We start from the raw sequence: 22,770 nt of genomic DNA on the forward strand, positions 1-22,770 counted from the left end.
GGGCAGACAGGGAGCGTTCGTTGTTGAGCAGAGTACGCAGCCAGCAGGGTCTCGCCGCGGTCGGCGCGACGCTTCTCGGCTACGCGGTCATGGTCCTCGCCGGAGTCCTCGGCCTGGTGGTCCCGTACGCGGTGGCCGCCGTGGTCGCCGTCGCCGGTGAGCTGGCCCTGGCCGGGCGGCACACCGGGACCGCCACGCTGCTGGACAAAGCCGGTCTCGGCACGACCTTCCGGCGGCTGGTGCGGGACCTGTCGGTGGCCCTGCTGGTGATCGCCGCGGTGCGTCCCGGCGTGGCCGGCACCGTCGCCGTCCTGCTGCTGCCCGCCGCGCTGTGGACGGTCGCGGTCGCCACAAACGCGGTGACCAAGGTGATCGACGGCCGGGTCGACCCGCCGGCGTACACCCGCAACATCGACCTCGGCGCGCTGCGGCGGGTGCCGGTGCCGCCGGCCTGGGCGCGGCGGCTGGCCGGGCTGCACATGCCGCTGCTGAACCTGCTGCTGGTGCCCGCGGCGGTGGTGGCCGCCGCGCTCGACCGGGTCGCGCCGGTGGTGGTCACCGGCCTGGTCACGCTCGCCGCCGGCCTGGTCACCGCCGCGGTGCTGGCGCTCACCGCGCTGCGCGGCCGGGGCAAGGCCCCGGGTGTGCTGCCCGCCGTGCACGACTGGATGGCCCGGGAACGGCCCGAGGTGGCGCTCTACTTCGCCGGCCCGGCCAAGGACGTCTACCAGGCCAACATGTGGCTCGCGCCGGTGGAGGCGACCGGCCGCCGCGCCGTCGTGCTGCTGCGCGCCGCGGACGCGTTCGAGCAGCTCGCCGACACCCGGCTGCCGGTGATCTGCGTGCCGGCCGGCGTGGACTTCATGAACCTGGACCTCAGCTCGCTGCGTGTGGCGCTGTACGCGGCGAACGTCGGCGCCAACATCCACCTGCTGCGGGAGCCGGGCGTCAAGCACGTCTTCGTCGGCCACGGCGACAGCGACAAGCAGGCGAGCGTGAACCCGTACAGCAAGGTGTACGACGAGGTCTGGGTGGCCGGGCCGGCCGGGCGGGAGCGGTACGCCCGGGCCGACGTCGGCGTGCTGGACCGCGACATCGTGGAGGTCGGCCGGCCGCAGCTCGCCGGGGTGCACACCTTCGGCTCCGGCGCCGCCGACCACCGGTTCACCGTGCTGTACGCGCCGACCTGGGAGGGCTGGCTCGACGACGACCCGTACCACACCTCGCTGGTGCTGATGGGGGAGCGGATCGTGTCCGGCCTGCTCGCCGGCGACGTGCGGGTGATCTACAAGCCGCACCCGCTGACCGGCACGCGCTCGCCGAAGGCCCGCGCCGTGCACGAGCGGATCGTGGCCCGGATCAAGGCGGCCGGCGGCGAGACCGATCCGTCCTCGCTGGACGGCGCCGCGCACCTCGTGGTCACCGGCCGCACGCCCGGGCTGTTCGACTGCTTCAACGTCACCGACCTGCTGGTCAGCGACGTGTCCAGCGTGGTTTCCGACTTCGTGCAGAGCGAGCGCCCGTACGTGGTGGCCAACCCGGCCGGTCTGCCCGAGGACGAGTTCCGGCGGCAGTTCCCGACCGCGCGGGCGGCGTACCTGCTCTCGGCGGACTGCGGTGAGCTGGCGAAGATCCTCGACGTGACCCGGGCCGGCGACGACCCGATGACCGGGGCGCGGCGGGAGCTGAAGGAGTACCTGCTCGGACCGGCCGGGTCGAACCCGATGGACCGGTTCCGGGACGAGATCGGCCGGCTCTGCGGCTGAGACGTACCGACGACGAGGGCGACGACCGGCGCGGTCGTCGCCCCTGTTCGTCCGGTCAGCCCTGCTGCGGCGGGTTGTCGACGTCGCGGGAGATGACCTCGCCCTTGGCGTCGACCCAGCCCTTCGGGCGGGCCGGGTTGCCGGCCACCAGCTGGTACGGCTTGACGTCGCGGGTCACCACCGAACCGGCGGCGATCATCGCGTACTCGCCCACCTCGATGCCGCACACCAGCGTGGCGTTCGCGCCGATCGACGCGCCCCGGCGCACGAGCGTCGGGGTGATCGTCCAGTCCGGATTCTGGGCGCGCGGGCGGAAGTCGTTCGTGAACACCGCGCACGGGCCCACGAACACCTCGTCCTCGATGGTCACACCCTGGTAGACCGAGACGTTGTTCTGGATCTTCACCAGGTCGCCGACGGTGACGCCCGCGTCGACGTAGACGTTGCGGCCGATCACGCAGCCGGCGCCGACCTGGGCGCTGGACCGGATGTGCGCCAGGTGCCAGACCTTGGTGCCGTCGCCGACCTGGGCGCCGGACTCCACGTCGGCCGTCGGGTGGACGAAGACGGAGGCGGACCGGTCGTTGCTGTCAGTCATCTCAACTCGCATCACATGCCAGGGCGCGTCGCGCCGTCGGGCGGGCTCGACGCAGCATAACGAGCGCTCACCCGAGCAGTTCGGCCACCGCGTCGGCGGCGGGCCGGTCGGCCGGCAGGGGGTGCGCGGCGACCACCGCGTCCACCGGCAACGCCCCGTACAGGTGCGGGAACAGCGCGCCGCCGCGGGACTCCTCCCAGCGCAGCGCGTCGCCGAGCCGGGACTCGTCCACCGCGAGCACGGTCAGGCCGGTGACCCCGGCGAAGAACCTCCGCGCGGTCTCCACCACCTGGTCGGCGGCGGACAGGTGGACGTAGCCGTCCTGCCGGTCCATCGCGGTGCCGGCGAACCGCCCGTCCGCCCGTGCCCGCGCCCACTCGTCGTCGGTGAGAATCTTGTAGATCACGCCAGCAGCCTAGAGCGGCCTCGCGTCCCGGCGGCGCGTCTGCCACCATTCGCAGGGCAACACGTCGAGTCGAGGGAGGAACGGGTGCGGATCCTCCTGGTCGAGGACGACCGCCGGGTCGCCGCGGCGTTGTCGTCCGCGCTGACCCGGCGTGGCTACCAGGTGGAACACGCCGCGACGGTGGCCGCCGCGCTCTCCGCCGCCCCCTGCGACCTGGTGCTGCTCGACCTGGGGCTGCCCGACGGCGACGGCACCGACCTGTGCCGCGAGCTGCGGCGGCGCAGCAGCCGGCTCGGCATCATCGCGGTGACCGCGCGCGGCGAGGAACGCGACCGGGTGCTGGGGCTGCGGCTGGGTGCCGACGACTACGTGGTGAAGCCGTTCTCGATGGTGGAGCTGCAGGCGCGGATCGAGGCGGTGCTGCGCCGGGCCGCGCACACCGCGCCGCAGCGCAACCTGATCGAGGCCGGTACGGTCCGCATCGACGTGGGCGGCCGGACCGTGACGGTGGCCGGCCGGGACGTCTCGCTCACCCGCAAGGAGTTCGACATCCTGCTGTCCCTGGCCCGCCAGCCCGGGGCGGCGGTGCCGCGCGAGCGGATCCTGCTCGACGTGTGGGGCACCACCTGGGCCGACCGGCACACCGTGGAGGTGCACGTCGGGTCGCTGCGCGGCAAGCTCGGCGACCCGACGCTGGTGGAGACCGTACGCGGGGTCGGCTACCGGCTCCGCGAGGCGTGAGGGCCGGTTCGTGCGCCGCCGGCTGGTGATCAGCTACCTGCTGCTGATGGTGCTGGTCCTGATCGCCCTGGAGACGCCACTGGCGGCCACGCTCGCGACCCGGGAGACCGACCGGGTCCGCGCCGACCGTCTCGCCGACGCCACCCGTTTCGCCTCGCTGGCCGGCCCGGCGTTGCGGGGCGGCAGCCCCGGCCCGCTGGACGGGGAACTGGCCGCCTACGACGCGCTCTACGGCATCGGCGCGGCCGTGGTGGATCGGGACCGCCGTACCGTGGTGGCCTCGTCCGGGTGGGAGCCGGGCGCGGGCACCCGCGCGGCGCTCGACACCGCGCTGTCCGGGCAGCAGTTCAGCGGCCCGGAGTCGGTCTGGCCCTGGGTCGGCGGGCCGGTGGTGACGGCCGTGCCGATCAACGACGGCGGCGAGGTGCTCGGCGCCGTGGTCACGACCAGCCCGGCGGACGGCGTGCGCCGCACCGTCACCGTGTGGTGGCTGCTGCTGGCGGGCATCGGCCTGCTGGCGGTGCTGGCCTGCGTCTCGACCGCGTTCGGGCTGGCCGGCTGGGTGCTGCGCCCGGTCACCGAGCTGGACGCGGTGACCCACGAGATCGCCGAGGGCCGCCGCGCCGCGCGGGTCCGCGCCGGACTCGGGCCGCCCGAACTGCGCCGGCTGGCGACCAGCTTCAACGACATGGCCGACGCGGTCTCCGACGTGATGGACCGGCAACGCGCCTTCGTCGCGCACGCCAGCCACCAGCTCCGCAACCCGCTCACCGCGCTGCGGCTGCGGGTGGAGGAACTGGGCCCCAGCCTCACCGACCCGGACGGGCGCGCCGAGCACCGGCTGGCGCTGGAGGAGACCGACCGGCTCGCCACGGTGCTCGACGCGCTGCTCACGCTGGCCCGCGCCGAGCGGGAGGAGAACGAGCGGGTGACAGTGGACGCCACCGCCACCGCCGCCTCCCGGGTGGCCGCCTGGCTGCCGCTGGCGCGGCACCGCGAGGTCACGCTCCGCCTCGACGCCGAGGACGCGCCGGCGTACGCCCGGACCGTGCCGACCGCTATCGACCAGGCGCTGGACGCCCTGATCGACAACGCGGTGAAGTTCAGCGGCGCCGGGGGAGAGGTGACGGTGACCGTACGGGCCGCCGACGGCGGGACGGTGCTGACCGTCGGCGACACCGGCCCGGGCATGACCACCAGTCAGCTCGACCAGGCCACCGAGCGGTTCTGGCGGGCGCCGGACGCGCAGAACGTGGACGGCGTGGGCCTCGGGCTGACCATCGCGGCGGTGCTCGTGGACGCCTCCGACGGCCGGCTCACCATGCGCCAGGGCGAGCCCCGCGGCCTGGTCGCCGAGCTGTGGTTCCCGGCGCCCGCCGACGCGCCGGTCCGGTGCTGACCCGCGTCAGGGCTTCGCGGCGCGATACCACTGCGCCGCGCCCGGGTGCAGCGGCAGCGGGGTGGTGACGATCGCCGACCGGGGACTCATCCGTCCCGCCGCCGGGTGCGCGGCGGCCAGTTCCTCCCGGCGGTCCATCAGCAGCCGGGTCACCTCCCGCACCAGCGCGGCGGGCAGGTCGGCGCGCACGATCAGGTAGTTTGGGTTCGCCACGGTGCTGACCGGGTCGGCCCGGTACACCGAGCGGGGCACGTCCCGGGTCACGTAGACCTGCCCGTACGCCCGGCGCAGCGGCTCGGTCCAGTCGCCCAGGTCGACGATCCGCAGCGAGGTCCGCTGGGCCAGGTCGGCGACGCCGCGCACGGGTAGCCCGCCGGAGAAGAAGAACGCGTCGATCCGCCCCTCCCGCAGCGCCGCCACCGAGTCGTCCAGTCCCAGGTGCTCCTGGCGTACCCGGTCGCCGCCGAGCTGCGCCACCGCCAGCAGACGGCTGGCGGTGATCTCGGTGCCGGAGCCGTCGGCGCCCACCGACACCCGCCGCCCGCGCAGGTCGTCGAGCGTGCGGATCGGCCCGCCGGCGCGGGTGACCAGGTGCAGCAGGTCGTCGTAGACCCGGGCCACCGCGAGCACCGACGGATGTTCGGGCTCGCGCGGCGGCAGCACGTCGGCCTGAGTGAAGCCCAGCTCCGCCTCCCCGGCGCCGACCAGCCGCACGTTCTGTGCCGAGGCGGCGGTGACCACCACCTCGGCCCGCACGCCTGGTAGCTCCCGGTTGAGCAGCGCGGCGAGCGACTGGCCGAAGGCGTGGTAGACGGCGGTCGGGCTGCCGGTGGCGATGCGGATGCGGGTCGGCTCGGACGGCTCGTCCCGGCACCCGGTGAGCCCGGCGACGAGCAGGAGCACCAGCACGAGCGGGGCGGCGGCGCGCACAGGCCAGTGTCGGCTCACGGGCTGCACTCTGCGCCGTGCACCCGCCGTGGCGCAAGCCCACGCGGCGCACGCACCACCGCAGGCCCGGCGTGCGGCAGCCTCGGGCCGGGCCGGTCAGCTCGCCGGGGCCAGCTCCGCGCTCTCGGTGATCCGCTCCCGGTGCTCGCCGTTCGGCACCACCACGAGGAAGCAGCCCGAGCCGGGCCGCAGCGCCGCCGGCACGTCCAGCAGCGCCGCGCCGCGTACCAGGACCGCCGCCAGGTCCCGGTCGGCGAGCCGGATGCCGAGGCAGTGCCGGCGGACGTGCCGGCCACCCGCCAGCAGCGCGGCCCGCCAGGCCGCCGCGGCCAGCCGGGGCCGCCACAGCCGCCGCGGCGCCGAGGCGCCCGGGAACGGCCCGCCGAGCAGCTCCCGGCGGCCCTGCCGCCAGCCCGCGGTCAGCAGATTCGCGTACGCCGCCCGGTGCTGCGGCGGCACCGACAGCCGGTGCAGCTCGTAGCGGCGGCGCAGGCCACCGGTGGTCAGCTCGTGCTCCACCGGCACGTCGAGGCGTCCCAGCAGCTGCCGCATCCGCTGCGCCGCGTCCTCGCGGTTGAACTCGGCGATCCCGCCCCGGTGCGGTCCCGAGTCGAGACGGCGGACGTCGGCGGCCGGCGGCGGCGTGCAGCGCACCATGCAGGCGACCTCGAAGGCGTCGGTCAGGGTCAGCCAGTCCAGCGGCGGCGGCGACGGGCGCGGGCGGTCGAGCAGCGTGGTGAGCATCGGCGCGGCTCCTCGGTCAGAGTCGGGGTACCTCTACCGTCGCTGCCGAGCGCCGGACCGGGAACCGATGCGCCCCAGCCTTGAGCAAAATTTGCGGGAAGCCCGCGGCTCAGAGTTCGGTGACCACCAGGTCGACCTGCCGGGGCCGCCCGGCCGCCCGGGGCGCCTCCTCGACCGTGTACTTCAGCTCCCGCAGCGCCCCCACCAGCGCGTCGGCGGTGCGCGGCCGGGCGTCGGCGAGCAGCAGATCCCGCACCAGCCGGCCCTTCGTGGCCTTGTTGAAGTGGCTCACCACCGACCGGGTCGGCGTGCCGTCCACGATCCGTTCGTGCAGCACCCGTACCGTCACCGTGCGTTCGGCGAGCGCGCCGCGCGGCGTCCAGGTGGCCGCGTACGCGCCGGAGCGCAGGTCCAGCACCGGGCCGCGTCCGGCGGCGGGCTCCAGCACCGGGCCGAGCGCCTCCCGCCAGTACGCCGACAGCGCGCCGAGCCCCGGCAGCCGCGCCCCGATCGGGCAGCGGTACGGCGGGATCCGGTCGGCGAGGCGTACCGCGCCCCACAGGCCGGAGCTGATCAGCACCTGGCGGCGGGCCGCCCGCTGTGCCTCGGGCGGCAGCGTGTCCAGTCCGAGCGCCTCGTAGAGCACGCCGGTGTAGAGCCGCCCGGCCGGTGCGGTGGCCGCCTCCCGCAGCCGGGCGTTGCGCCGCAGTTCGCCGCGCTGCCCCTCGGTGAGGCCCAGCGCGGTCCGGGCCACCGTCTCGTCCGGCCCGGCGCACAGGTCCACGAGCGCGGTCAGGACCGCCTCCCGGGCCGGGTTCAGCTCGGTCAGGGACAGCCGGGACAGGTCCAGCCGGCGGCCGGTGCCGGCCTCGGCCTTCCCCTCGGACGGGGGCAGCAGGATGAGCACCGGCACAGCGTACGGGCCGGGCTCAGCGCCACGGCCGCACGGCACGGTCGGGGTGGTACACGCGACTGCCGCCCACCTCGGCCACCACCGCCGCGTCGGCGCGGTCGCCCAGCAGCCGCCGCAGTGTGCGCTCGGCGGGGGAGCCGACCGCCACCACGTACCCGGGCCGTTCCGCGCGCGCCACCCGCTGCCAGTACGCCGGATAGCGGTTCTGCCCGGGCGAGAGCGCGCCGTCGAGCACACCGCAGGCGACGGTCTCCCCGGTGTTGAAGATCAGCCGGTTGCAGGTCCAGTAGTCCCCGTACACCTCGTGCAGGCCGGCCTCCCGCACCGTGTCGGCCAGGCGGCGGGCGGTGCGCTCCTCGTCCCGTACGCCCGGCACGCCGCCCAGGAACGCCACGGTGCCGGCGACCGTGGCGGCGGCCAGCCCGGCCAGCACCACCGCCGCCGTGGCGCCGCCGAGCCGGGCCGCCCGTCCGGCGGTGCCCCGCACCGCGCGCGCGGAGGCCAGCCAGAGCGGCCACAGCACGGCCGGCAGCGAGATCTGGAGCACCGACAGGTAGCGGGCGTTGCCGAGCGGGTCGGTCGCGGCGAGCGGGCTGCGCACGTACGCCAGAAGTGTCAGCGCCGCGCCCACGACCAGGGCGAGGATCGCCACGGTCCGGACCCGCGCGGCGTGGTCGGCGGCCCGGCGGTACGCGCGCAGCCCGAGCGCGGCGGCGGCCACCAGCAGCACCGGGTAGAGCACGCCGAACCACTGCGCCCAGCGCGCGCAGCCGTCCATCGGGCACATGCCCGACGCCAGCGGCACCCCCTCCAGCAGCCCGCCGCGCAGCCGCTCGGCGAGCGACGGCGCGACCCCCTCCTTGGTGCTGATCTCGCGGAACACCGACAGCGAGTCCTGCCCCGGTGGCGCGACGAGGTTGTCCTTGACCACCGGGGCGATCCCGGCCAGGAAGCCCACGACCAGCAGCACGCCCGGCCAGCCGATCAGGTCCCGGGGCGCCGCCACCGCGAGCACCACCGCCGCGACCAGCAGGTACGGCGCGATCAGCCAGTCCGACCACAGCGCCAGCCCGGCGAGCAGCCCGAACGCGCCGGTGGCCAGCCAGTGGTGCCGGATCCGCCGGTCGGCGAGGGCGACCGCGAGCAGCAGCATCGCCAGCACCGCCGGCTTCACCTCGGGACGGCCGCCGACAACTGTGAGCTGGTCGCGGACCACCCGCTCCGAGCCGAGCGCCAGCAGGCCCACCACGGCGACCGCCAGCCAGGGGGAGAACAGGCTGCGGGTCAGCCGGTACGCCAGCCACAGGAAGACCGCGAAGAGCGCGAGCAGCGGCAGCCGCAGTACCGGCCAGCTCGGCCCGGCCCAGCCGACCAGCGGCGCGGCCAGGTACGACTCCAGCACGCCCATGTAGCGCTGGCCGTAGAGGAAGACCGGCCGCTCGTCACCGGCGGCGATGTGCAGCGCGGCCAGGCCGAACGTGGCCTCGTCGCTGTTCGACGCGGGCACCGTGAGCAGTGTCAGCACCAGCCGGTAGCCGACAGCCGCGGCGCCGAGCAGCAGCGCCACCAGCGCCGGCGCGTCCGGACGCGGCCGTACCCGGTCCCGCTTCGTCGTCGACACGACCAACGCCCCCGTCGTCGTCCCGACCGAAGTCTGTCACGGCGGCGCCCGGCCTTTGGGCGGATCGGCGCGGATCACTCGCGTGGCCCGGCCGGGCTGGTTGTGGCACTGTTGCCGTGTGCCACCCACACCACCGGACCAGCTGGCCGTACCGCAACTGCACCGCGCCGCGCGCTTCGAGGACGCCGTGCACGGCCTGGTGGAGCGCCGGTTGCGGCGCACCGGGTGGCAGCCCAACATCATCGCGTACGCGGGCTACGGCGCCCCGGGCTGGGCGCGCGTGCTCTGCCGGGTGCTGCTCGGGCGTCCGGACACGCGGCGGCGGGGCCGGCTGGACAAGGTGCGGGGCTGGCGCAGCTTCGCCACGCTGCCCGCCAAGCACGTGAAGGTGACGATCGAGGCCGACGGCGTGCGCCAGGAGGTGACCGCCGACCGCAGCGGCTTCGTCGACACCGTGATCGAGGCCGACTTCACCCCGGGCTGGGGCTGCGTACGCCTCAGCGTCGCCGACGCCGAGCCGGTGGAGGCCCTGGTCCGCGTCCTCGACCCGGCCGTCCGGTTCGGCATCATCTCCGACATCGACGACACCGTCATGGTGACCGCGCTGCCCCGGCCGCTGCTCGCCGCGTGGAACACGTTCGTGCTGGACGAGCACGCCCGCACGGCGGTGCCCGGCATGGCGGTGCTCTACGAGCGGCTGGCCACCGCCCACCCGGGCGCGCCGGTCTTCTACCTGTCCACCGGCGCCTGGAACGTCGCGCCGACGCTCACCCGGTTCCTGTCCCGGCACCTCTACCCGGCCGGGCCGCTGCTGCTCACCGACTGGGGGCCGACCGCCGACAGGTGGTTCCGCAGCGGCCGGGAACACAAGCGGGCCACGCTGGCCCGGCTGTCGCGGGAGTTCCCCGAGGTGCGGTGGCTGCTGATCGGCGACGACGGGCAGCACGACCCGGAGATCTACCGGGAGTTCGCCGCCGCGCACCCGGACCACGTGGCAGGGGTGGCGATCCGGCAGCTGTCGCCGACCCAGTCGGTGCTCGCCGGCAGCCTGCCGGCACCGGCGGGCCGTTCGTCATCCGGCCCGATAGGCCAGAAGTGGCTCAGCGCCCCCGACGGCGCCGGCCTCTGGAAGCTCCTCCGAGAAGCCGACCTGGTCTGACCTTCTTTTGCTTCTCCGCGTCGATCATGAGGTTGACCGCCTTGTAGAGATCCACAACTGCCGTCAACCTCATGATCGGCGCGAGCGGCACGTGCGCACCTCGCCGACTGTCACGGCGTCACCACGATCTTGCCCGCCGCCGTTCCCTTCTCCAGATACCGGTGCGCCTCGATGATGTCGTTCAAGGTGAACACCCGGTCCACCATCGGTTGCAGCACGCCGGTGCGGACACCAGCGGCCAGGAACGCGGCGACGCGCCGGGCGGTCACCGGGTCGACCATGTCCGCAAAACTCATGTAGCGATAGATGGTCAGTGACGGATTCGCCGGGAACGACGCCGGGCGCGGGTCCAGCCAGCCCACCGTGGCCAGGGTGCCGCCGAGCTTCGCAGCCAGCGACAGCTCGGCCAGGCCCGGGCCCATGACAGCGTCCAGGATGATGTCGGCGCCCGTCCCACCGGTGTGCCGCCGGGTGGCCTCCCCGATGTCCTCCCGGTCGGTGGCGATCACCGCGGCGGCTCCGGCGGCCAACAGGCTCTCCACTTTGGCGCTCTGCCGGGTGACCGCGATCGGCACGGCGCCGATCTGGTTGGCGATCTGGATCGCGGCCCGCCCGACACCGCCCGACGCCGCGGTGATCAGGACCTGGTCCCCGGGCCGCATCCCGGCTCTGTCCACCAGCGCGCCGTAGGCGGTGAAGTACGACACCCAGAGCGCCGCCGCAGCGACTGGCTCCAGCCCGGCGGGCCGTGGCACCACCCGGTCGGCCGGCAGCACGGTGTACTCAGCGTACGCACCCCTGGTCTCGAAGTCGGGTATCGCACCGAGGATGACCGGGTCGCCGACGGCCAGCCCGGTCACCCCGGACCCGAGCGCGTCGATCACACCGGTCCCCTCGACGCCCAGCCGCGCGCGCGGCAACGGCACGGGCTGCGGGGACTGACCGGCCCGGACCATCTGGTCGAGCGGGTTGACCGCGAAGGCTTCGATCCGTACGCGTACCTCGTCGGCCGCGGGCTCGACGACCGGCTCATCGATGACGCGCAGCACGTCCGGACCGCCGGTCTCGTCGAACACGACTACTCGTGGCATGAATGGCTCCTTGTGTTCCTGAAGGGCTTCATCGCACAACGCTACGGAGCCGATAGGAACCCGCTGGTACCTTTTGACTTTGTGCACGACACTCCGGGCCAGGTCTTCCTCGCCGATTGCCCCACCCGCCTGGCCGTCGAGATCATCACCGAGAAGTGGGCGGTGATCGTGCTGTTCGCACTCAGCCTGCAACCCCGACGCCCCGGCGAGCTGGCCCAACTCATCGGCGGCATCTCCCACAAGGTCCTCACCCAGACTCTGCGCCGCCTGCAGGCATACGGCCTGGTCGTACGCCACGCCTACGCCGAGGCGCCCCCACGCGTCGAGTACAGCCTCACCCCACTCGGGCAGACCCTGGTCGAGCCGATCAAGGTTCTCACCGAGTGGGCTCGGGACAACGGCGCGGCGATCATCGACTTCCAGGAACAGAACGAGCGCTGAACCGGCCCAACCCCACCGAAGACGCTGTCTGTCGGTATGCGACACATCGTGTCACCAGCAGCCGCACCTCAACCGCGCGAAACAGGGGCTAGGAGCCAGAGCACGCCCAGCGGCGGCACCCGTAGCGCCACCGACGCGGGCAGGCCGTGCCAGGGGATGCTCTCGGCGTGCACCTCACCCAGGTTGCCCACGCCGGAACCGCCGTAGTGGTGGGCGTCGGTGTTCAGCGCCTCTGCCCACGTGCCGGCCGCCGGCAGGCCGATCCGGTAGTCCTCCAGCGGGGTCGCGGAGAAGTTCGCCACGCACACCAGCGTCTGCCCGTCCGGGGCGATCCGGATGAACGAGACCGTGTTGTTTGCGACGTCGTCCCCGGCGATCCAGCGGAAACCGGCCGGGTCGGTGTCCTGCGCCCAGAGCGCCGGGCTCTCCCGGTAGACCCGGTTCAGGTCGGCCACCAGCCGCTGCACGCCGGCGCGGGCCGGATCGTGGGTCAGGTACCAGTCGAGGCCGCGCTCCTCGCTCCACTCCCTGTCGTCGGCCAGCTCGCAGCCCATGAACAGCAGTTGCTTGCCCGGGTGCGCCCACATGTACGCCAGCAGCGCCCGCACCGTCGCCAGCCGCTGCCACGTGTCGCCGGGCATCTTGCCGGCGAGGGAGCCCTTGCCGTGCACCACCTCGTCGTGGCTGATCGGGAGCACGTAGTTCTCGCTCCACGCGTACGCCAGCGAGAACGTGAGCTGATGGTGGTGGTGCTGCCGGTAGATCGGGTCCTTCGAGGTGTAGAGCAGGGTGTCGTGCATCCAGCCCATGTTCCACTTGAACCCGAACCCGAGCCCGCCCTCCGAGGTCGGCTTCGTGACGCCGGGCCAGGCGGTGGACTCCTCGGCGATCATGAGTACGCCCGGGTGGTGCCGGTAGACGGTGGCGTTCACCTCCTGGAGGAACGCGATGGCCTCCAGGTTCTCCCGGCCGCCGTGCACGTTCGGCGCCCACTGCCCGTCGGAGCGGGAGTAGTCCAGGTAGAGCATCGAGGCGACCGCGTCCACGCGCAGCCCGTCGATGTGGAACTCGTCGAGCCAGTACAGCGCGTTGGCGACGAGGAAGTTGCGCACCTCGTTGCGGCCGAAGTCGAAGACGTACGTGCCCCAGTCGGGGTGCTCGCCGCGACGCGGGTCGGGGTGCTCGTACAGCGGGGTGCCGTCGAAACGGGCGAGCGCCCACTCGTCCTTCGGGAAGTGCGCCGGCACCCAGTCCAGGAGTACGCCGATGCCGGCGGCGTGCAGCCGGTCCACCAGGTGGCGGAAGTCGTCCGGGTCGCCGAACCGGGCGGTCGGCGCGTAGTAGCCGGTGACCTGGTAGCCCCACGAGCCGCCGAACGGGTGCTCCATCACCGGCAGGAACTCCACGTGGGTGAAGCCCATCTCCAGCACGTACGCGGTGAGCTGCTCGGCCAGTTCCCGGTAGCCGAGGCCGGGCCGCCAGGAGCCCAGGTGCACCTCGTACACGCTCATCGGCTCCTGGTGCGGCGCCTGCCGGGACCGGCGCGCGAGCCAGTCCGCGTCGCCCCACTCGTACCGTGACTCGTGCACCACCGACGCGGTGGCCGGCGGCACCTCGGTGCGCGCGGCCATCGGGTCGGCCTTGTCCCGCCACCGGCCGTCGGCGCCGAGGATGCGGTACTTGTAGCGGCTGCCCACCGGCAGGCCGGGCACGAAGATCTCCCACACGCCGCTGGATCCGAGCGACCGCATCGGCCACCCGTCGTCCGGCGCCCAGCCGGTGACGTCGCCGACCAGCCGCACGGCGCGGGCGTTCGGTGCCCAGACGGTGAACGCGACGCCCTCGTCGAACACGCGGGCGCCGAGCGCCGCCCAGAGCCGCTCGTGCCGGCCCTCGCCGATCAGGTGCAGGTCGAGGTCGCCGAGCGTGGGCGGATAACGGTACGGGTCGTCGTGCGTCGTGCCGTCCACCTCGACCCGGTAGTCGAGCACCTCACCGGGGAGGACCGCCTCGAAGACACCGGCGTCGTGCACCCGCTTCATCGGGTGCCGTTCGCCGTCGGCGAGCACCGCCACCTCGCCCGCGCCCCGGCGCAGCGTCCGGATCGTGGTGCTCCCGTCGGCCGGGTGCGCGCCGAGCACGGCGTGCGGGTCGTGTACCTCGCCGGCGATCAGCTGGTCCATCGGGCGTCGTCCTTGTCGGCCGGTGCGGTCGGGGCGGTGCCGCCGGAGAGGTCGGCGGGTACGTCTTCCACTGTGAGGTCGGGCGCGGCCGGCTGCTCCGGTTCGGCGGGGGCCGGTGCGGCCGGGCGGCGCACGGTCAGCACGTGCGCCGGTTGCAGGTACGGGTCGAGGCGTACCGCGTTGCGCTGCCCCCAGTCGTACTCGGCGCCGGTCAGCTCGTCGCGCACGGTGAACCGCTCGTGCCAGTCCAGGCCGAGCGCCGGCATGTCGAGCGTGGTGTTGCCCCACTGCACCTCGCGGGAGTCGAACGAGCAGACCACGATCACCGTGTTGCCGGTCTCGGGGTCGTGCTTCGACCAGCACAGCAGCGCCGGGTTGTCGATGTCGTGGAACCGCAGGTTGCGCAGCCGGTGCAGGGCGGGGTTGTCCCGGCGTACCCGGTTCAGCGTGGTGATGAACGGCGCCAGCGACCGGCCCTGCGCCAGCGCGGCGTCCCAGTCCCGGGGCCGCAGCTCGTACTTCTCGTTGTCGAGGTACTCCTCGGCCCCCGGGCGCGCGACGTGCTCGAACAGCTCGAACCCGGCGTACATGCCCCAGGAGGGGGACAGCAGCGCCGCCAGCACCGCCCGGATCTTGAACATCGGCGGGCCGCCGTGCTGCAACGACGAGTGCAGGATGTCCGGCGTGTTGGGCCAGAAGTTCGGCCGCATCCAGTCGACCGAGGCGACCAGCTCCTCGCAGTACTCCCGCATCTCGGCCGCCGTCGTGCGCCAGGTGAAATAGGTGTACGACTGGGTGAAGCCGATCTTGCCGAGCCCGTGCATGATCGCCGGCCGGGTGAACGCCTCGGCCAGGAACAGCACGTCCGGGTCGACCTTCTTGACCTCGGCGATCAGCCAGTGCCAGAAGTCGAACGGCTTGGTGTGCGGGTTGTCGACCCGGAAGATCCGGATGCCCTCGCCGACCCAGTGCAGCACCACCCGCAGCACCTCGGCCCGGATGCCCTCCGGGTCGTTGTCGAAGTTCAGCGGATAGATGTCCTGGTACTTCTTCGGCGGGTTCTCCGCGTACGCGATGCTGCCGTCGGCCCGGGTGGTGAACCACTCCGGGTGCTCGGTGACCCACGGGTGATCCGGCGCGCACTGCAACGCCAGGTCCATCGCCACCTCCAGCCCCTGCTCGGCGGCGGCCGCGACGAAGTCGCGGAAGTCCTCCGGCGTACCCAGATCGGGGTGGATGGCGTCGTGGCCGCCCTCGGCCGCGCCGATCGCCCACGGCGAGCCCACGTCGTCCGGCCCGGCGGTGAGCGCGTTGTTGCGGCCCTTGCGGTTCACCCGGCCGATCGGGTGGATCGGCGGCAGGTAGAGCACGTCGAAACCCATCGCCGCGACACCCGGCAGCCGCTGGATCGCGGTGGCGAACGTGCCGGAACGCGCGGGCGCGTCGACAGTGGCCGCTATCGCGCCCTCGGAGCGGGGGAAGAACTCGTACCAGGCGGAGAAGAGCGCCCGGGGCCGGTCCACCCACAGCGTGCGCTCCTCGCCGGTGGTGACCAGCTCGCGCACCGGGTGTTCCCAGAGCAGGTCGGCCAGATCCAGCGCCGCGCTCACCCGCCGCGGCAGGTCCAGGTCGTCGTCGGCCAGGGCCCGCACGGCTTCGCGTACGCGAGCACGGTCGGCCCTCGGCACCAGGTCGAGCGCGGCGGTCAGCACCCGTAAGCCTTCGGCCAGGTCGTTCGCCAGCTCGGCCGCGCCCTGGCCGGCGGCGAGCTTCTTGGTGACCGCGTTCTGCCAGGTGAGGTACGGGTCTCCGAACGCCTCCACGGCGAAGCGCCACAGGCCCACCGCGTCCGGGCGGATGGTGGCGTGCCAGCGGTCCTGGCCGGGCTCGCCGGGGCGCATCCGGGTGAACGGGCGGGCCGCGCCGTCCGGGCCGAGCCAGACCACGTTGCACCCGAGCGCGTCGTGGCCCTCGCGGTAGGCGCGCGCCGACACCGGTACGACCTCGCCGACCACCGCCTTGGCCGGGTAGCGACCGCAGGAGACGACGGGGGAGACGTCTTCGATCGGGAACCGTCCAGTCACCCGCTCAACCTACTGCGCGAGATCCTCTCGCGCTCGGTTGCGCGCTGCTTCCACGGCGACGCGCCCGCCCGGGTGGGCGGGCCTGCCGGGTCAGCGCCGGGCCCGCCACGCCTTCGCACGCCGCATGTAGCGCAGCACCCCGGCCGGCCCGGTGGAGACGGGCCAGTCGTCGGTGCGGAAGTAGGCGTCCGAGCCGCCGTCCAGGAAGATCACCGACCCGCAGAGGAAGTCGGCGGCCGGCGACAGCATGAACGCCACCCACTCGCCGACGTCCGCCGGCCTGCCGCGCCCGCCGATCGGCACCGGCAGCCCTTCGACCGCCTCCTTCTCGCCCCGGGCGATCTGCTCCTCCAGCAGCGGGGTGGCGATGATGCCGGGGGCCAGGACGTTCACCCGGATGCCGGCGCCGGCCCACTCCGGCGAGATCGCGGCGCGGCGTGCCCACCGCGTCACCGCCAGCTTCGAGCTCGCGTACGCGAACGGCGCCGAGCGCTTGCCGAAGCGCCCCACCACCCGCAGCGCCCGGTCGGCGTCGCGGTCGAGCAGGGCCCGTACGGCGCGCTCCGGCACCATCGGGGTGAGCGTGACGGAGTTCGAGCCGAACACCACGACCTTGCTGTTGCCGGCGGCGGCCAGCGCCGGTCGCCACGCCTCGAGCAGCTCCACCACGCCGAAGAAGTTCACCTGCTGCACGAGCCGGTCCCGGCCGGGGATGCCGCCGAGCCCGGCGGCGCACACCGCCCCGTCGAGCCGCCCTCCGGCGCGCTCCAGCACCTCGGTGGCCGCCGCCGCACGCCCGGTCGGCGTGGAGAGGTCGGCGACGACCTCCACGTCCCGCAGGTCCACGCCGACGACGGTGTGCCCGTCGCGCCGCAGCCGCTCGGCGGACGCCCGGCCCATGCCCGAGGCTGCGCCGGTCACCGCGTACGTACCCATGTCGGTTCCTCTCCGCTTCGCCGGCGGTCGGTCCGGGTCGGCCCCGTGCGTCTGCCGGATGCTGGCACGCCGGGCGGGCCCGGGTGCGACAAAACCGTGCCTATTCCGCCGTCCGGCGGCCCTCGGCCCGGTCGGCGGCGGGGAGCTTGCCCGCCGCGTGCCGCCCGACGATGTAGCCGTAGACCAGGCCCTGGCCGATGGTCGCCCCGGCCCCCGGGTAGGTGCGGCCGAAGGCGTTGGCGGCGGCGTTGCCCATCGCGTACAGCCCGGGGACCGGGGTCCCCTCGTCGGACAGCGCCCGTCCGAGGCCGTCAGCCCGGATCCCGCCGCAGGTCCCGAGGTCGGACAGGACGACCCGGACGGCGTACAGGGTGCCGGCCAGGGGCCGCAGGTTCGGGTTCGGCGTCACGGTCGGGTCGCCGTAGTAGCGGTCGTACGCGCTGGCGCCACGCGCGAAGTCCTCGTCGACGCCGGCGGCGGCGAGCTGGTTGAACCGCGCCAGGGTGGCGCTCAGCGCGTCGGCGTCCACGCCCATCGACCGGGCGAGGTCACCGGGGGTGTCCGCGCGGTGCGCGATGCCCGCCGCGTACCAGGACTTCGGCAGCGGGGCGCGGGGGAAGTGCGTGCCGGCGAAGACGTAGCTGTTGCGGTACCGCTGGTCGAAGACCAGCCACATGGCCGGCAGCGTCGCGCTCTCGCGGGCGAGGCCGAGCACCCGCTGCCCGAACGTCATGTAGTCGCAGGACTCGTTGACGAACCGGCGGCCCGTGCCGTCCACCATGAGCGACCCGGGCAGGGAACGCTCGGCGAGGAGCACCGACGGCGCGGCGTCGCCGACCGGCGCGACAGCGGGGAACCACCACGCCTGCTCCATCAGGTCGGTGCCGGCACCGGCCTCCTGGGCGGCGCGGATCCCGTCGCCGGTGTTGCTGTCCGCGCCGAGGCTCCAGTCGCCCAGGTCGCGGTGGTGGTGGACGTGCCGCAGCGGCAGGTCGTGGTCGAAGCCGCCGGTGGCGAGCACGACACCCCGCTCGGCCCGTACGGCGAACGTCGTCTCCCCGTGGCGCAGTTCGGCGCCGACGACCCGGTCCCCCTCGACCAGGAGCCGCTCCAGCGCCGTTTCGGTCCAGACCGGGATGCCGGCGCGGCGGACGCCGGCGAACAGGCCGGCGGCGATGGCCTGGCCGCCGGCGGCATACTCGCGCCCGAGCGCGAGGCCGCCGAGGCCCTGGGCGAGGCGGCTCACGATGCGGGGCAGCGCGCGAACCGGGGTCTTCGCCATCAGGTTGAGCCACTTGTAGTCCGCGCCGGTGACCGGCATGGGCACTGGCGCGGAGAGGACGGCGGGACGCAGCCGCGCGCGGTCGGCGCCGAGGACCTTCAGGTCGAGCGGGCGGCACTCGCAGCTGCGGCCCTCGGCGGTGCCGCCGGGCAGCTCCGGGTGGTAGTCGGAGTAGCCACGGGCCCAGAGGAACCGCATCGGGGTGGTTCGCGTGAGCATCTCGATAGTGGCGGTGCCGTGCTCCAGGAAGCTGCGCCAGCGCTGCTCGGGCGCGGAGCCGTCCACGAGGGCCTCCAGGTACGCCGCGCCGCGCTCGGGCGTGTCCCCGGAGCCCTCGGCGGCCAGCACGGGATTGGCGGGGATCCAGAAGGCGCCGCCGGAGCGCGCCGTGGAGCCGCCGACCCAGCGCGACTTCTCCACGACCACGACGGAGAGGCCGGCCTCGTGGGCGCTGAGCGCGGCGGCGAGGCCGGTGCCGGAACCGATCACGACGAGGTCGACCGAGGTCGGCCGGGGCTGCCGGGGTACGGACATCGGGGGGACTCCTTGCTACGGGGCGACGACGGGCCGGGTACCGGCGGCGACGAGCGCCGCCGTCCCCTCGGCGTCCAAGGGGCAGTGGGTGCCGGTGAAGATGCTGGCCGCGCAGAGGTTGCAGTGGGTACAGCGCGACCGGGTGGCGGCGTCGCGGCTGATCTTGTTGATCAGATCCGGCTCCCGGAGCAGGGCGCGGGCCATCGCGACGTACTCGAAGCCGTCGCTCATGGCCGTGCGCATCCCGTCGAGATCGGTGACGCCGCCCAGCAGGATCAGCGGCATCGACAGCTCGCGACGGAACTGGAGCGCGAGGTCGCGGAAGTAGAGCGGCTGGTAGGGGTAGTCGCGGAACAGGAACCGGCCGAACGTCTTCATCCCCAGCCGCAGCAGCGGCGGCTGGGGCGCGGCCATCGCCGACAGCGGGATGTCGCCCCGGAACAGGAACATCGGGTTGAGCAGCGAGGACCCGCCGGTGAGCTCCAGGGCGTCCAGGTGCCCGTCAGCCTCCAGCGTCCGGGCGAACGGGATCGACTCGTCGAGGTCGAAACCGCCGGGCACGCCGTCGCGCATGTTCATCTTGGCGATGACGGCCACGTCGTCGCCGACGGCCTCCTTGACGGCGGCCAGGATCCGGCGCGGGAACTCGGCGCGGTTGGCCAGCGCACCGCCGAACTCGTCCCGGCGCCGGTTGAGCTTCGGCGACAGGAACGATCCGGCGAGGTAGGTGTGGCCCAGGTGCACCTCGACGGCGTCGAAGCCCACCTCGCGCGCCGCCGCGGCGGCGCTGCCGTGTGCGGCCACGACGCGGTTGATGTCGTCGTGCGTCGCGGCGCGGTCGAAGCCCATCGCCAGGGGGTTGAACCGCGCCGACGCGGCGAGCGAGGGCAGCCCGTTCGAGCGGGAGTTCGCCACCGGCCCGGCGTGCCCGATCTGGGCGCTGACCTTGGCGCCGGTGGCATGCACCGCCTCGGTCAGCCGCCGCAGCCCGGGCAACGCCTCGGGCCGCCAGTAGACCTGGCCCCGTTCGGTGCGCCCCTCGGGCGCGACGGCGAGGTAGGCGACAGTCGTCATGCCGACGCCGCCGCGGCCCACAGCGGTGTGGTACTCGATCAGGCGGTCGGTGACCAGGGCGTCCGGGGTCGCCCCCTCGAAGGTGGCGGACTTGATGACCCGGTTGCGCAGGTGCACCGGACCGAGGGTGGCGGGGGCGAGCGGGTCGGGAATCGGGCGCGTGGTGGTCACGGGGCTTCCTCGGGTGTGGTGATGCGGATGTCCAGCAGACGCAGCAGGGCGTCGACGGCGTGGGCGGGCGAGCCGTCGGGGCCGCCGCGGGCCCAGTCGTACAGCGCGGCCTGGGCCGCCTCGCGGTACGCGGTGGCGACGGCGTGGCAGATCGCGCTCGGCGCTCCCGGCCGGCGCCGGGCGATCTCCCGGGCGAGGGCCTCGGTCCAGGGCGCGTAGGCGCGGGCGGAGGCTTCCGCCAGTTCGGGTTCCTCGGCGACGACCCGCATCCAGTACCCGCCCGCGCTGAGCACGAGCGCGTCGTCGGAGACGGAGGCGACGACGGCGGCGCGCAGCGCGTCGGACAGCGGGACGTCGAGGGGCAGCGCGCGGAACGTCTCGGTCAGCCGCCGCGTGGCGGCGGGCACCCCCACCCAGGCGAGGGCGGCCTTGGACGGGAAGTGCCGCATCAGGGTGCGGGCGCTGATCCCGGTGGCCGCGGAGAGGTCGTCCCAGCCGGTGGCGCCGTAGCCGCGCTCCGCCCAGAGCCGCAGGGCCGCGGTGCCGACCGCTTCGGGATCGAGCACCGTGGGCCGGCCCCGTCGGCGCTGCGCGGGCGGGGTGTCCGAGGCCATGCGACCAGTGGAACATTTTTGGCGGGAACCGTCAATAATCGGTGACCGGCCGGCGACGTGACCGCCCGCTCCGCCTCTAGCTCGCCCGCTGCGCGACGAACACGAACTCCCGATCGGGGCGATCAGACGCCTGCCGCACGTCGAGCACCCGGTATCCGGCGGCGGTCAGGCTCGACTCGACCTCGTCGCGGTCGCGGAACCGCAGCGTCGAGTCCGACGTGACCACCGCTCCGTCGCGCAGGAACCGGTACGTGAAGCGGAAGGAGACGAACGGCAGGTCGATCGCGGTGACCCGGAGACGCCGTTCCACCCGCCCGATGCCCGGGACGGCTCGGATGACCGGACCGGTGTCCGTCGCCCACTCCTCCCAGGCGCGATGGCCGGGGCGCCGGGTCTCGAAGACGAGATGCCCCTGCGGCCGGAGCGCGGCGTGGATGCTCCGGAGCGTCAGTCCCCAGTCGGCATCGGTCAGGAAGACCTGCGCCACGTTCCCGGTCATCGTGGCCAGGTCGGCGTCGAGCGCGGGCAGCGCCGTGGCGTCGCCGTGGATCCAGTGGACCGGGCCGGCCCCGTCCTCGGCCCGCGCGACGTCGAGGGACGCCCCGGCCGGGTCGACGCCGACGACCGCGTGCCCGTGCCGGGCCAGCAGGACCGCCAGCGACCCGGTCCCGCAGCCCACGTCGAGCACTGTGCGCGCGCCCAGCTCACGGGCGAGCGCGAGGTAGGCGGCCAGGTCGTCCCGGTCGGAGTCGAAGGCGTCGTAGACCGGCGCGAGGCGCGGATGGGCGAAGATCGCATCGGGCACCCGACGACTGACTTCCTTACACGCCCACCGAGCGGTACACCTCGATCGTCTGCTCGGCGATCGCCTGCCAGGAGAAGTGCTCCACGGCCCGCCGCCGCCCCGCCGCCCCGAACGCCGCGATCCGGTCCGGGTCGGCCAGCAGCTCGTTCATGCGCGCGGCCAGGTCGGCCACGAAACGCTCCGGGTCCAGCGGCGTGCCGGAGCCGTCGCCGGCCTGCTCGATCGGCACCAGCAGCCCGGTCTCGCCGTCGGCCACCACCTCCGGGATGCCGCCGGTGGCGGTCGCCACCACGGCGGTCTCGCAGGCCATCGCCTCCAGGTTGACGATGCCCATCGGCTCGTAGACGGACGGGCAGGCGAAGACCGTGGCGTGGGTGAGCACCTGGATCACCTCGTGCTTGGGCAGCATCGCCGCCACCCAGACCACCCCGGACCGGGTCGCCCGCAGCTCCGCCACGAGCCCCTCCACCTCGGCGGCGATCTCCGGGGTGTCCGGCGCGCCGGCCAGCAGCACGAGCTGGGTGTCGGCGGGCAGCTCCCGGGCCGCCCGCAGCAGGTACGGCAGGCCCTTCTGCCGGGTGATCCGCCCGACGTAGACAACGCTGGGCCTCCCCGGGTCGATGCCGAGCCGGTCGAGCACGTCGGTGCCCGGGTCCGGGGCGTACTGCGCGGTGTCGATGCCGTTGTAGACCACGCGTACCCGGTCGGGGTTCACCGCCGGGTACGCGGTGAGCACGTCGCGGCGCATGCCCGCGCTCACCGCGATGATCGCGTCGGCCGACTCGAACGCGGTCCGCTCGCACCAGGAGGAGAGCGCGTACCCGCCGCCGAGCTGCTCGGCCTTCCACGGGCGCAGCGGCTCCAGGCTGTGCGCGGTCACCACGTGCGGCACCCCGTGCAGCAGCTTCGCGGTGTGCCCGGCCAGGTTGGCGTACCAGGTGTGGCTGTGCACCACGTCGGTGCCGGCCGTACCGGCGGCCATCTCCAGGTCGACGCCCATGACGCGCAGCGCGGCGTTGGCGCCGGCGAGCGCGGCCGGCTCGGCGTACGCGGTCACGCCCTTCTCGTCGCGGGGCGCGCCGAAGCAGTGCACCCGCACGTCGGCGAGCCGGCGCAGCTCACGGGCGAGGTATTCCACGTGCACCCCGGCGCCGCCGTACACCTCCGGCGGGTACTCGCGGGTGAGCAGGTCGACGCGCATCGGTGCCATGCCCGCACCCTAGTGCAGAGCGCCGCGTCGCACGCGGTGGCAAGTGTGGG

General features: G+C 74.0%; 20 protein-coding genes. 5 read left to right on the forward strand and 15 right to left on the reverse strand.

The genetic code is table 11. From position 1 onward, the window contains the following. Window positions 1–20 precede the first annotated feature (20 nt). Window positions 21–1,766, forward strand: coding sequence for a CDP-glycerol glycerophosphotransferase family protein (locus CLT75_RS02100; protein WP_135239226.1), 1,746 nt, complete (start codon window positions 21–23; stop codon window positions 1,764–1,766). A gap of 55 nt (window positions 1,767–1,821) precedes the next feature. On the opposite strand, the gene CLT75_RS02105 is transcribed toward CLT75_RS02100, so the two are convergent. Continuing rightward, a complete protein-coding gene (locus CLT75_RS02105; RefSeq protein ID WP_135239227.1) occupies window positions 1,822–2,364 on the reverse strand; it encodes an acyltransferase in 543 nt (180 codons plus the stop codon). A gap of 67 nt (window positions 2,365–2,431) precedes the next feature. Further along, entirely contained in the window at window positions 2,432–2,770 is a 339-nt protein-coding gene (locus CLT75_RS02110; protein ID WP_135239228.1) for a DUF952 domain-containing protein, read from the reverse strand. A gap of 84 nt (window positions 2,771–2,854) precedes the next feature. Here CLT75_RS02110 and CLT75_RS02115 point away from each other — a divergent pair, with 84 nt between their 5' ends. Further along, window positions 2,855–3,511 (forward strand): response regulator transcription factor, encoded by a 657-nt coding sequence (locus tag CLT75_RS02115; RefSeq protein WP_123109602.1) that lies wholly within the window; start codon window positions 2,855–2,857, stop codon window positions 3,509–3,511. Between the two features lie 10 nt (window positions 3,512–3,521). Continuing rightward, window positions 3,522–4,910 (forward strand): sensor histidine kinase, encoded by a 1,389-nt coding sequence (locus CLT75_RS02120; RefSeq protein WP_030270477.1) that lies wholly within the window; start codon window positions 3,522–3,524, stop codon window positions 4,908–4,910. Between the two features lie 6 nt (window positions 4,911–4,916). On the opposite strand, the gene CLT75_RS02125 is transcribed toward CLT75_RS02120, so the two are convergent. The 4 genes from CLT75_RS02125 to CLT75_RS02140 form a co-directional block, all read right to left on the reverse strand. Then, window positions 4,917–5,840: a TAXI family TRAP transporter solute-binding subunit gene (locus CLT75_RS02125; RefSeq protein WP_486485325.1), complete on the reverse strand. Its 924-nt coding sequence runs from the start codon at window positions 5,838–5,840 to the stop codon at window positions 4,917–4,919. Window positions 5,841–5,954: 114 nt separating this feature from the next. Next, window positions 5,955–6,602, reverse strand: a complete 648-nt coding sequence (locus CLT75_RS02130) for a hypothetical protein (RefSeq protein ID WP_013474740.1) — start codon at window positions 6,600–6,602, stop codon at window positions 5,955–5,957. A 109-nt stretch (window positions 6,603–6,711) separates the two neighbouring features. Further along, window positions 6,712–7,515 carry a peroxide stress protein YaaA gene (gene yaaA, locus CLT75_RS02135; protein ID WP_135243881.1) on the reverse strand — a complete coding sequence of 268 codons (804 nt, stop codon included), beginning with the start codon at window positions 7,513–7,515 and terminating at the stop codon, window positions 6,712–6,714. Window positions 7,516–7,531: 16 nt separating this feature from the next. Further along, entirely contained in the window at window positions 7,532–9,136 is a 1,605-nt protein-coding gene (locus CLT75_RS02140) for a hypothetical protein (RefSeq protein ID WP_135239230.1), read from the reverse strand. Window positions 9,137–9,254: 118 nt separating this feature from the next. Between CLT75_RS02140 and CLT75_RS02145 the strand changes: the two genes are divergently transcribed. After that, the gene (locus tag CLT75_RS02145; protein ID WP_486485036.1) at window positions 9,255–10,295 is read left to right on the forward strand and encodes an App1 family protein phosphatidate phosphatase; all 1,041 of its coding nucleotides are present in this window, start codon (window positions 9,255–9,257) and stop codon (window positions 10,293–10,295) included. A 110-nt stretch (window positions 10,296–10,405) separates the two neighbouring features. On the opposite strand, the gene CLT75_RS02150 is transcribed toward CLT75_RS02145, so the two are convergent. Continuing rightward, window positions 10,406–11,386 carry a zinc-dependent alcohol dehydrogenase family protein gene (locus CLT75_RS02150; protein ID WP_135239232.1) on the reverse strand — a complete coding sequence of 327 codons (981 nt, stop codon included), beginning with the start codon at window positions 11,384–11,386 and terminating at the stop codon, window positions 10,406–10,408. 81 nt (window positions 11,387–11,467) lie between these two features. On the opposite strand from CLT75_RS02150, the gene CLT75_RS02155 reads away from it, so the two are divergent. Next, window positions 11,468–11,827 carry a winged helix-turn-helix transcriptional regulator gene (locus CLT75_RS02155; RefSeq protein ID WP_135239233.1) on the forward strand — a complete coding sequence of 120 codons (360 nt, stop codon included), beginning with the start codon at window positions 11,468–11,470 and terminating at the stop codon, window positions 11,825–11,827. 68 nt (window positions 11,828–11,895) lie between these two features. Here CLT75_RS02155 and glgB read toward each other — a convergent pair whose 3' ends face one another. The 8 genes from glgB to glgA all read right to left on the reverse strand — a co-directional run bounded on the left by glgB (window position 11,896) and on the right by glgA (window position 22,720). Beyond that, complete coding sequence (gene glgB / locus CLT75_RS02160; protein ID WP_135239234.1) at window positions 11,896–14,010, reverse strand: 1,4-alpha-glucan branching protein GlgB; 2,115 nt, start codon at window positions 14,008–14,010, stop codon at window positions 11,896–11,898. Beyond that, on the reverse strand, window positions 13,998–16,094 hold the full coding sequence (locus CLT75_RS02165; RefSeq protein ID WP_135239235.1) for an alpha-1,4-glucan--maltose-1-phosphate maltosyltransferase: 2,097 nt from the start codon (window positions 16,092–16,094) through the stop codon (window positions 13,998–14,000). The genes glgB and CLT75_RS02165 overlap by 13 nt, the downstream gene beginning before the upstream one ends. A 90-nt stretch (window positions 16,095–16,184) precedes the next feature. Next, window positions 16,185–17,030: an SDR family oxidoreductase gene (locus tag CLT75_RS02170; protein WP_135239236.1), complete on the reverse strand. Its 846-nt coding sequence runs from the start codon at window positions 17,028–17,030 to the stop codon at window positions 16,185–16,187. Between the two features lie 100 nt (window positions 17,031–17,130). Then, complete coding sequence (locus tag CLT75_RS02175; protein ID WP_135239237.1) at window positions 17,131–18,846, reverse strand: 3-ketosteroid-delta-1-dehydrogenase; 1,716 nt, start codon at window positions 18,844–18,846, stop codon at window positions 17,131–17,133. Window positions 18,847–18,861: 15 nt separating this feature from the next. Continuing rightward, complete coding sequence (locus CLT75_RS02180) at window positions 18,862–20,091, reverse strand: NADH:flavin oxidoreductase (protein ID WP_135239238.1); 1,230 nt, start codon at window positions 20,089–20,091, stop codon at window positions 18,862–18,864. Continuing rightward, the gene (locus tag CLT75_RS02185; protein WP_135239239.1) at window positions 20,088–20,705 is read right to left on the reverse strand and encodes a TetR/AcrR family transcriptional regulator; all 618 of its coding nucleotides are present in this window, start codon (window positions 20,703–20,705) and stop codon (window positions 20,088–20,090) included. The genes CLT75_RS02180 and CLT75_RS02185 overlap by 4 nt, the downstream gene beginning before the upstream one ends. A gap of 76 nt (window positions 20,706–20,781) precedes the next feature. Beyond that, window positions 20,782–21,510: a class I SAM-dependent methyltransferase gene (locus tag CLT75_RS02190; RefSeq protein WP_135239240.1), complete on the reverse strand. Its 729-nt coding sequence runs from the start codon at window positions 21,508–21,510 to the stop codon at window positions 20,782–20,784. A 16-nt stretch (window positions 21,511–21,526) separates the two neighbouring features. Beyond that, window positions 21,527–22,720, reverse strand: a complete 1,194-nt coding sequence (gene glgA / locus CLT75_RS02195) for a glycogen synthase (RefSeq protein ID WP_135239241.1) — start codon at window positions 22,718–22,720, stop codon at window positions 21,527–21,529. Between the last annotated feature and the right edge of the window lie 50 nt (window positions 22,721–22,770).

This window comes from Micromonospora sp. CNZ285, assembly GCF_004637285.1.

Bases quoted from the DNA above. Each gene is read 5' to 3' on its own strand.
- glgB (WP_135239234.1), bottom strand. From the start codon at position 14,010: ATGGACCAGCTGATCGCCGGCGAGGTACACGACCCGCACGCCGTGCTC.
- CLT75_RS02185 (WP_135239239.1), bottom strand. From the start codon at position 20,705: ATGGCCTCGGACACCCCGCCCGCGCAGCGCCGACGGGGCCGGCCCACG.
- glgA (WP_135239241.1), bottom strand. From the start codon at position 22,720: ATGGCACCGATGCGCGTCGACCTGCTCACCCGCGAGTACCCGCCGGAG.
- CLT75_RS02105 (WP_135239227.1), bottom strand. From the start codon at position 2,364: ATGACTGACAGCAACGACCGGTCCGCCTCCGTCTTCGTCCACCCGACG.
- CLT75_RS02150 (WP_135239232.1), bottom strand. From the start codon at position 11,386: ATGCCACGAGTAGTCGTGTTCGACGAGACCGGCGGTCCGGACGTGCTG.
- CLT75_RS02130 (WP_013474740.1), bottom strand. From the start codon at position 6,602: ATGCTCACCACGCTGCTCGACCGCCCGCGCCCGTCGCCGCCGCCGCTG.
- CLT75_RS02175 (WP_135239237.1), bottom strand. From the start codon at position 18,846: ATGTCCGTACCCCGGCAGCCCCGGCCGACCTCGGTCGACCTCGTCGTG.
- CLT75_RS02170 (WP_135239236.1), bottom strand. From the start codon at position 17,030: ATGGGTACGTACGCGGTGACCGGCGCAGCCTCGGGCATGGGCCGGGCG.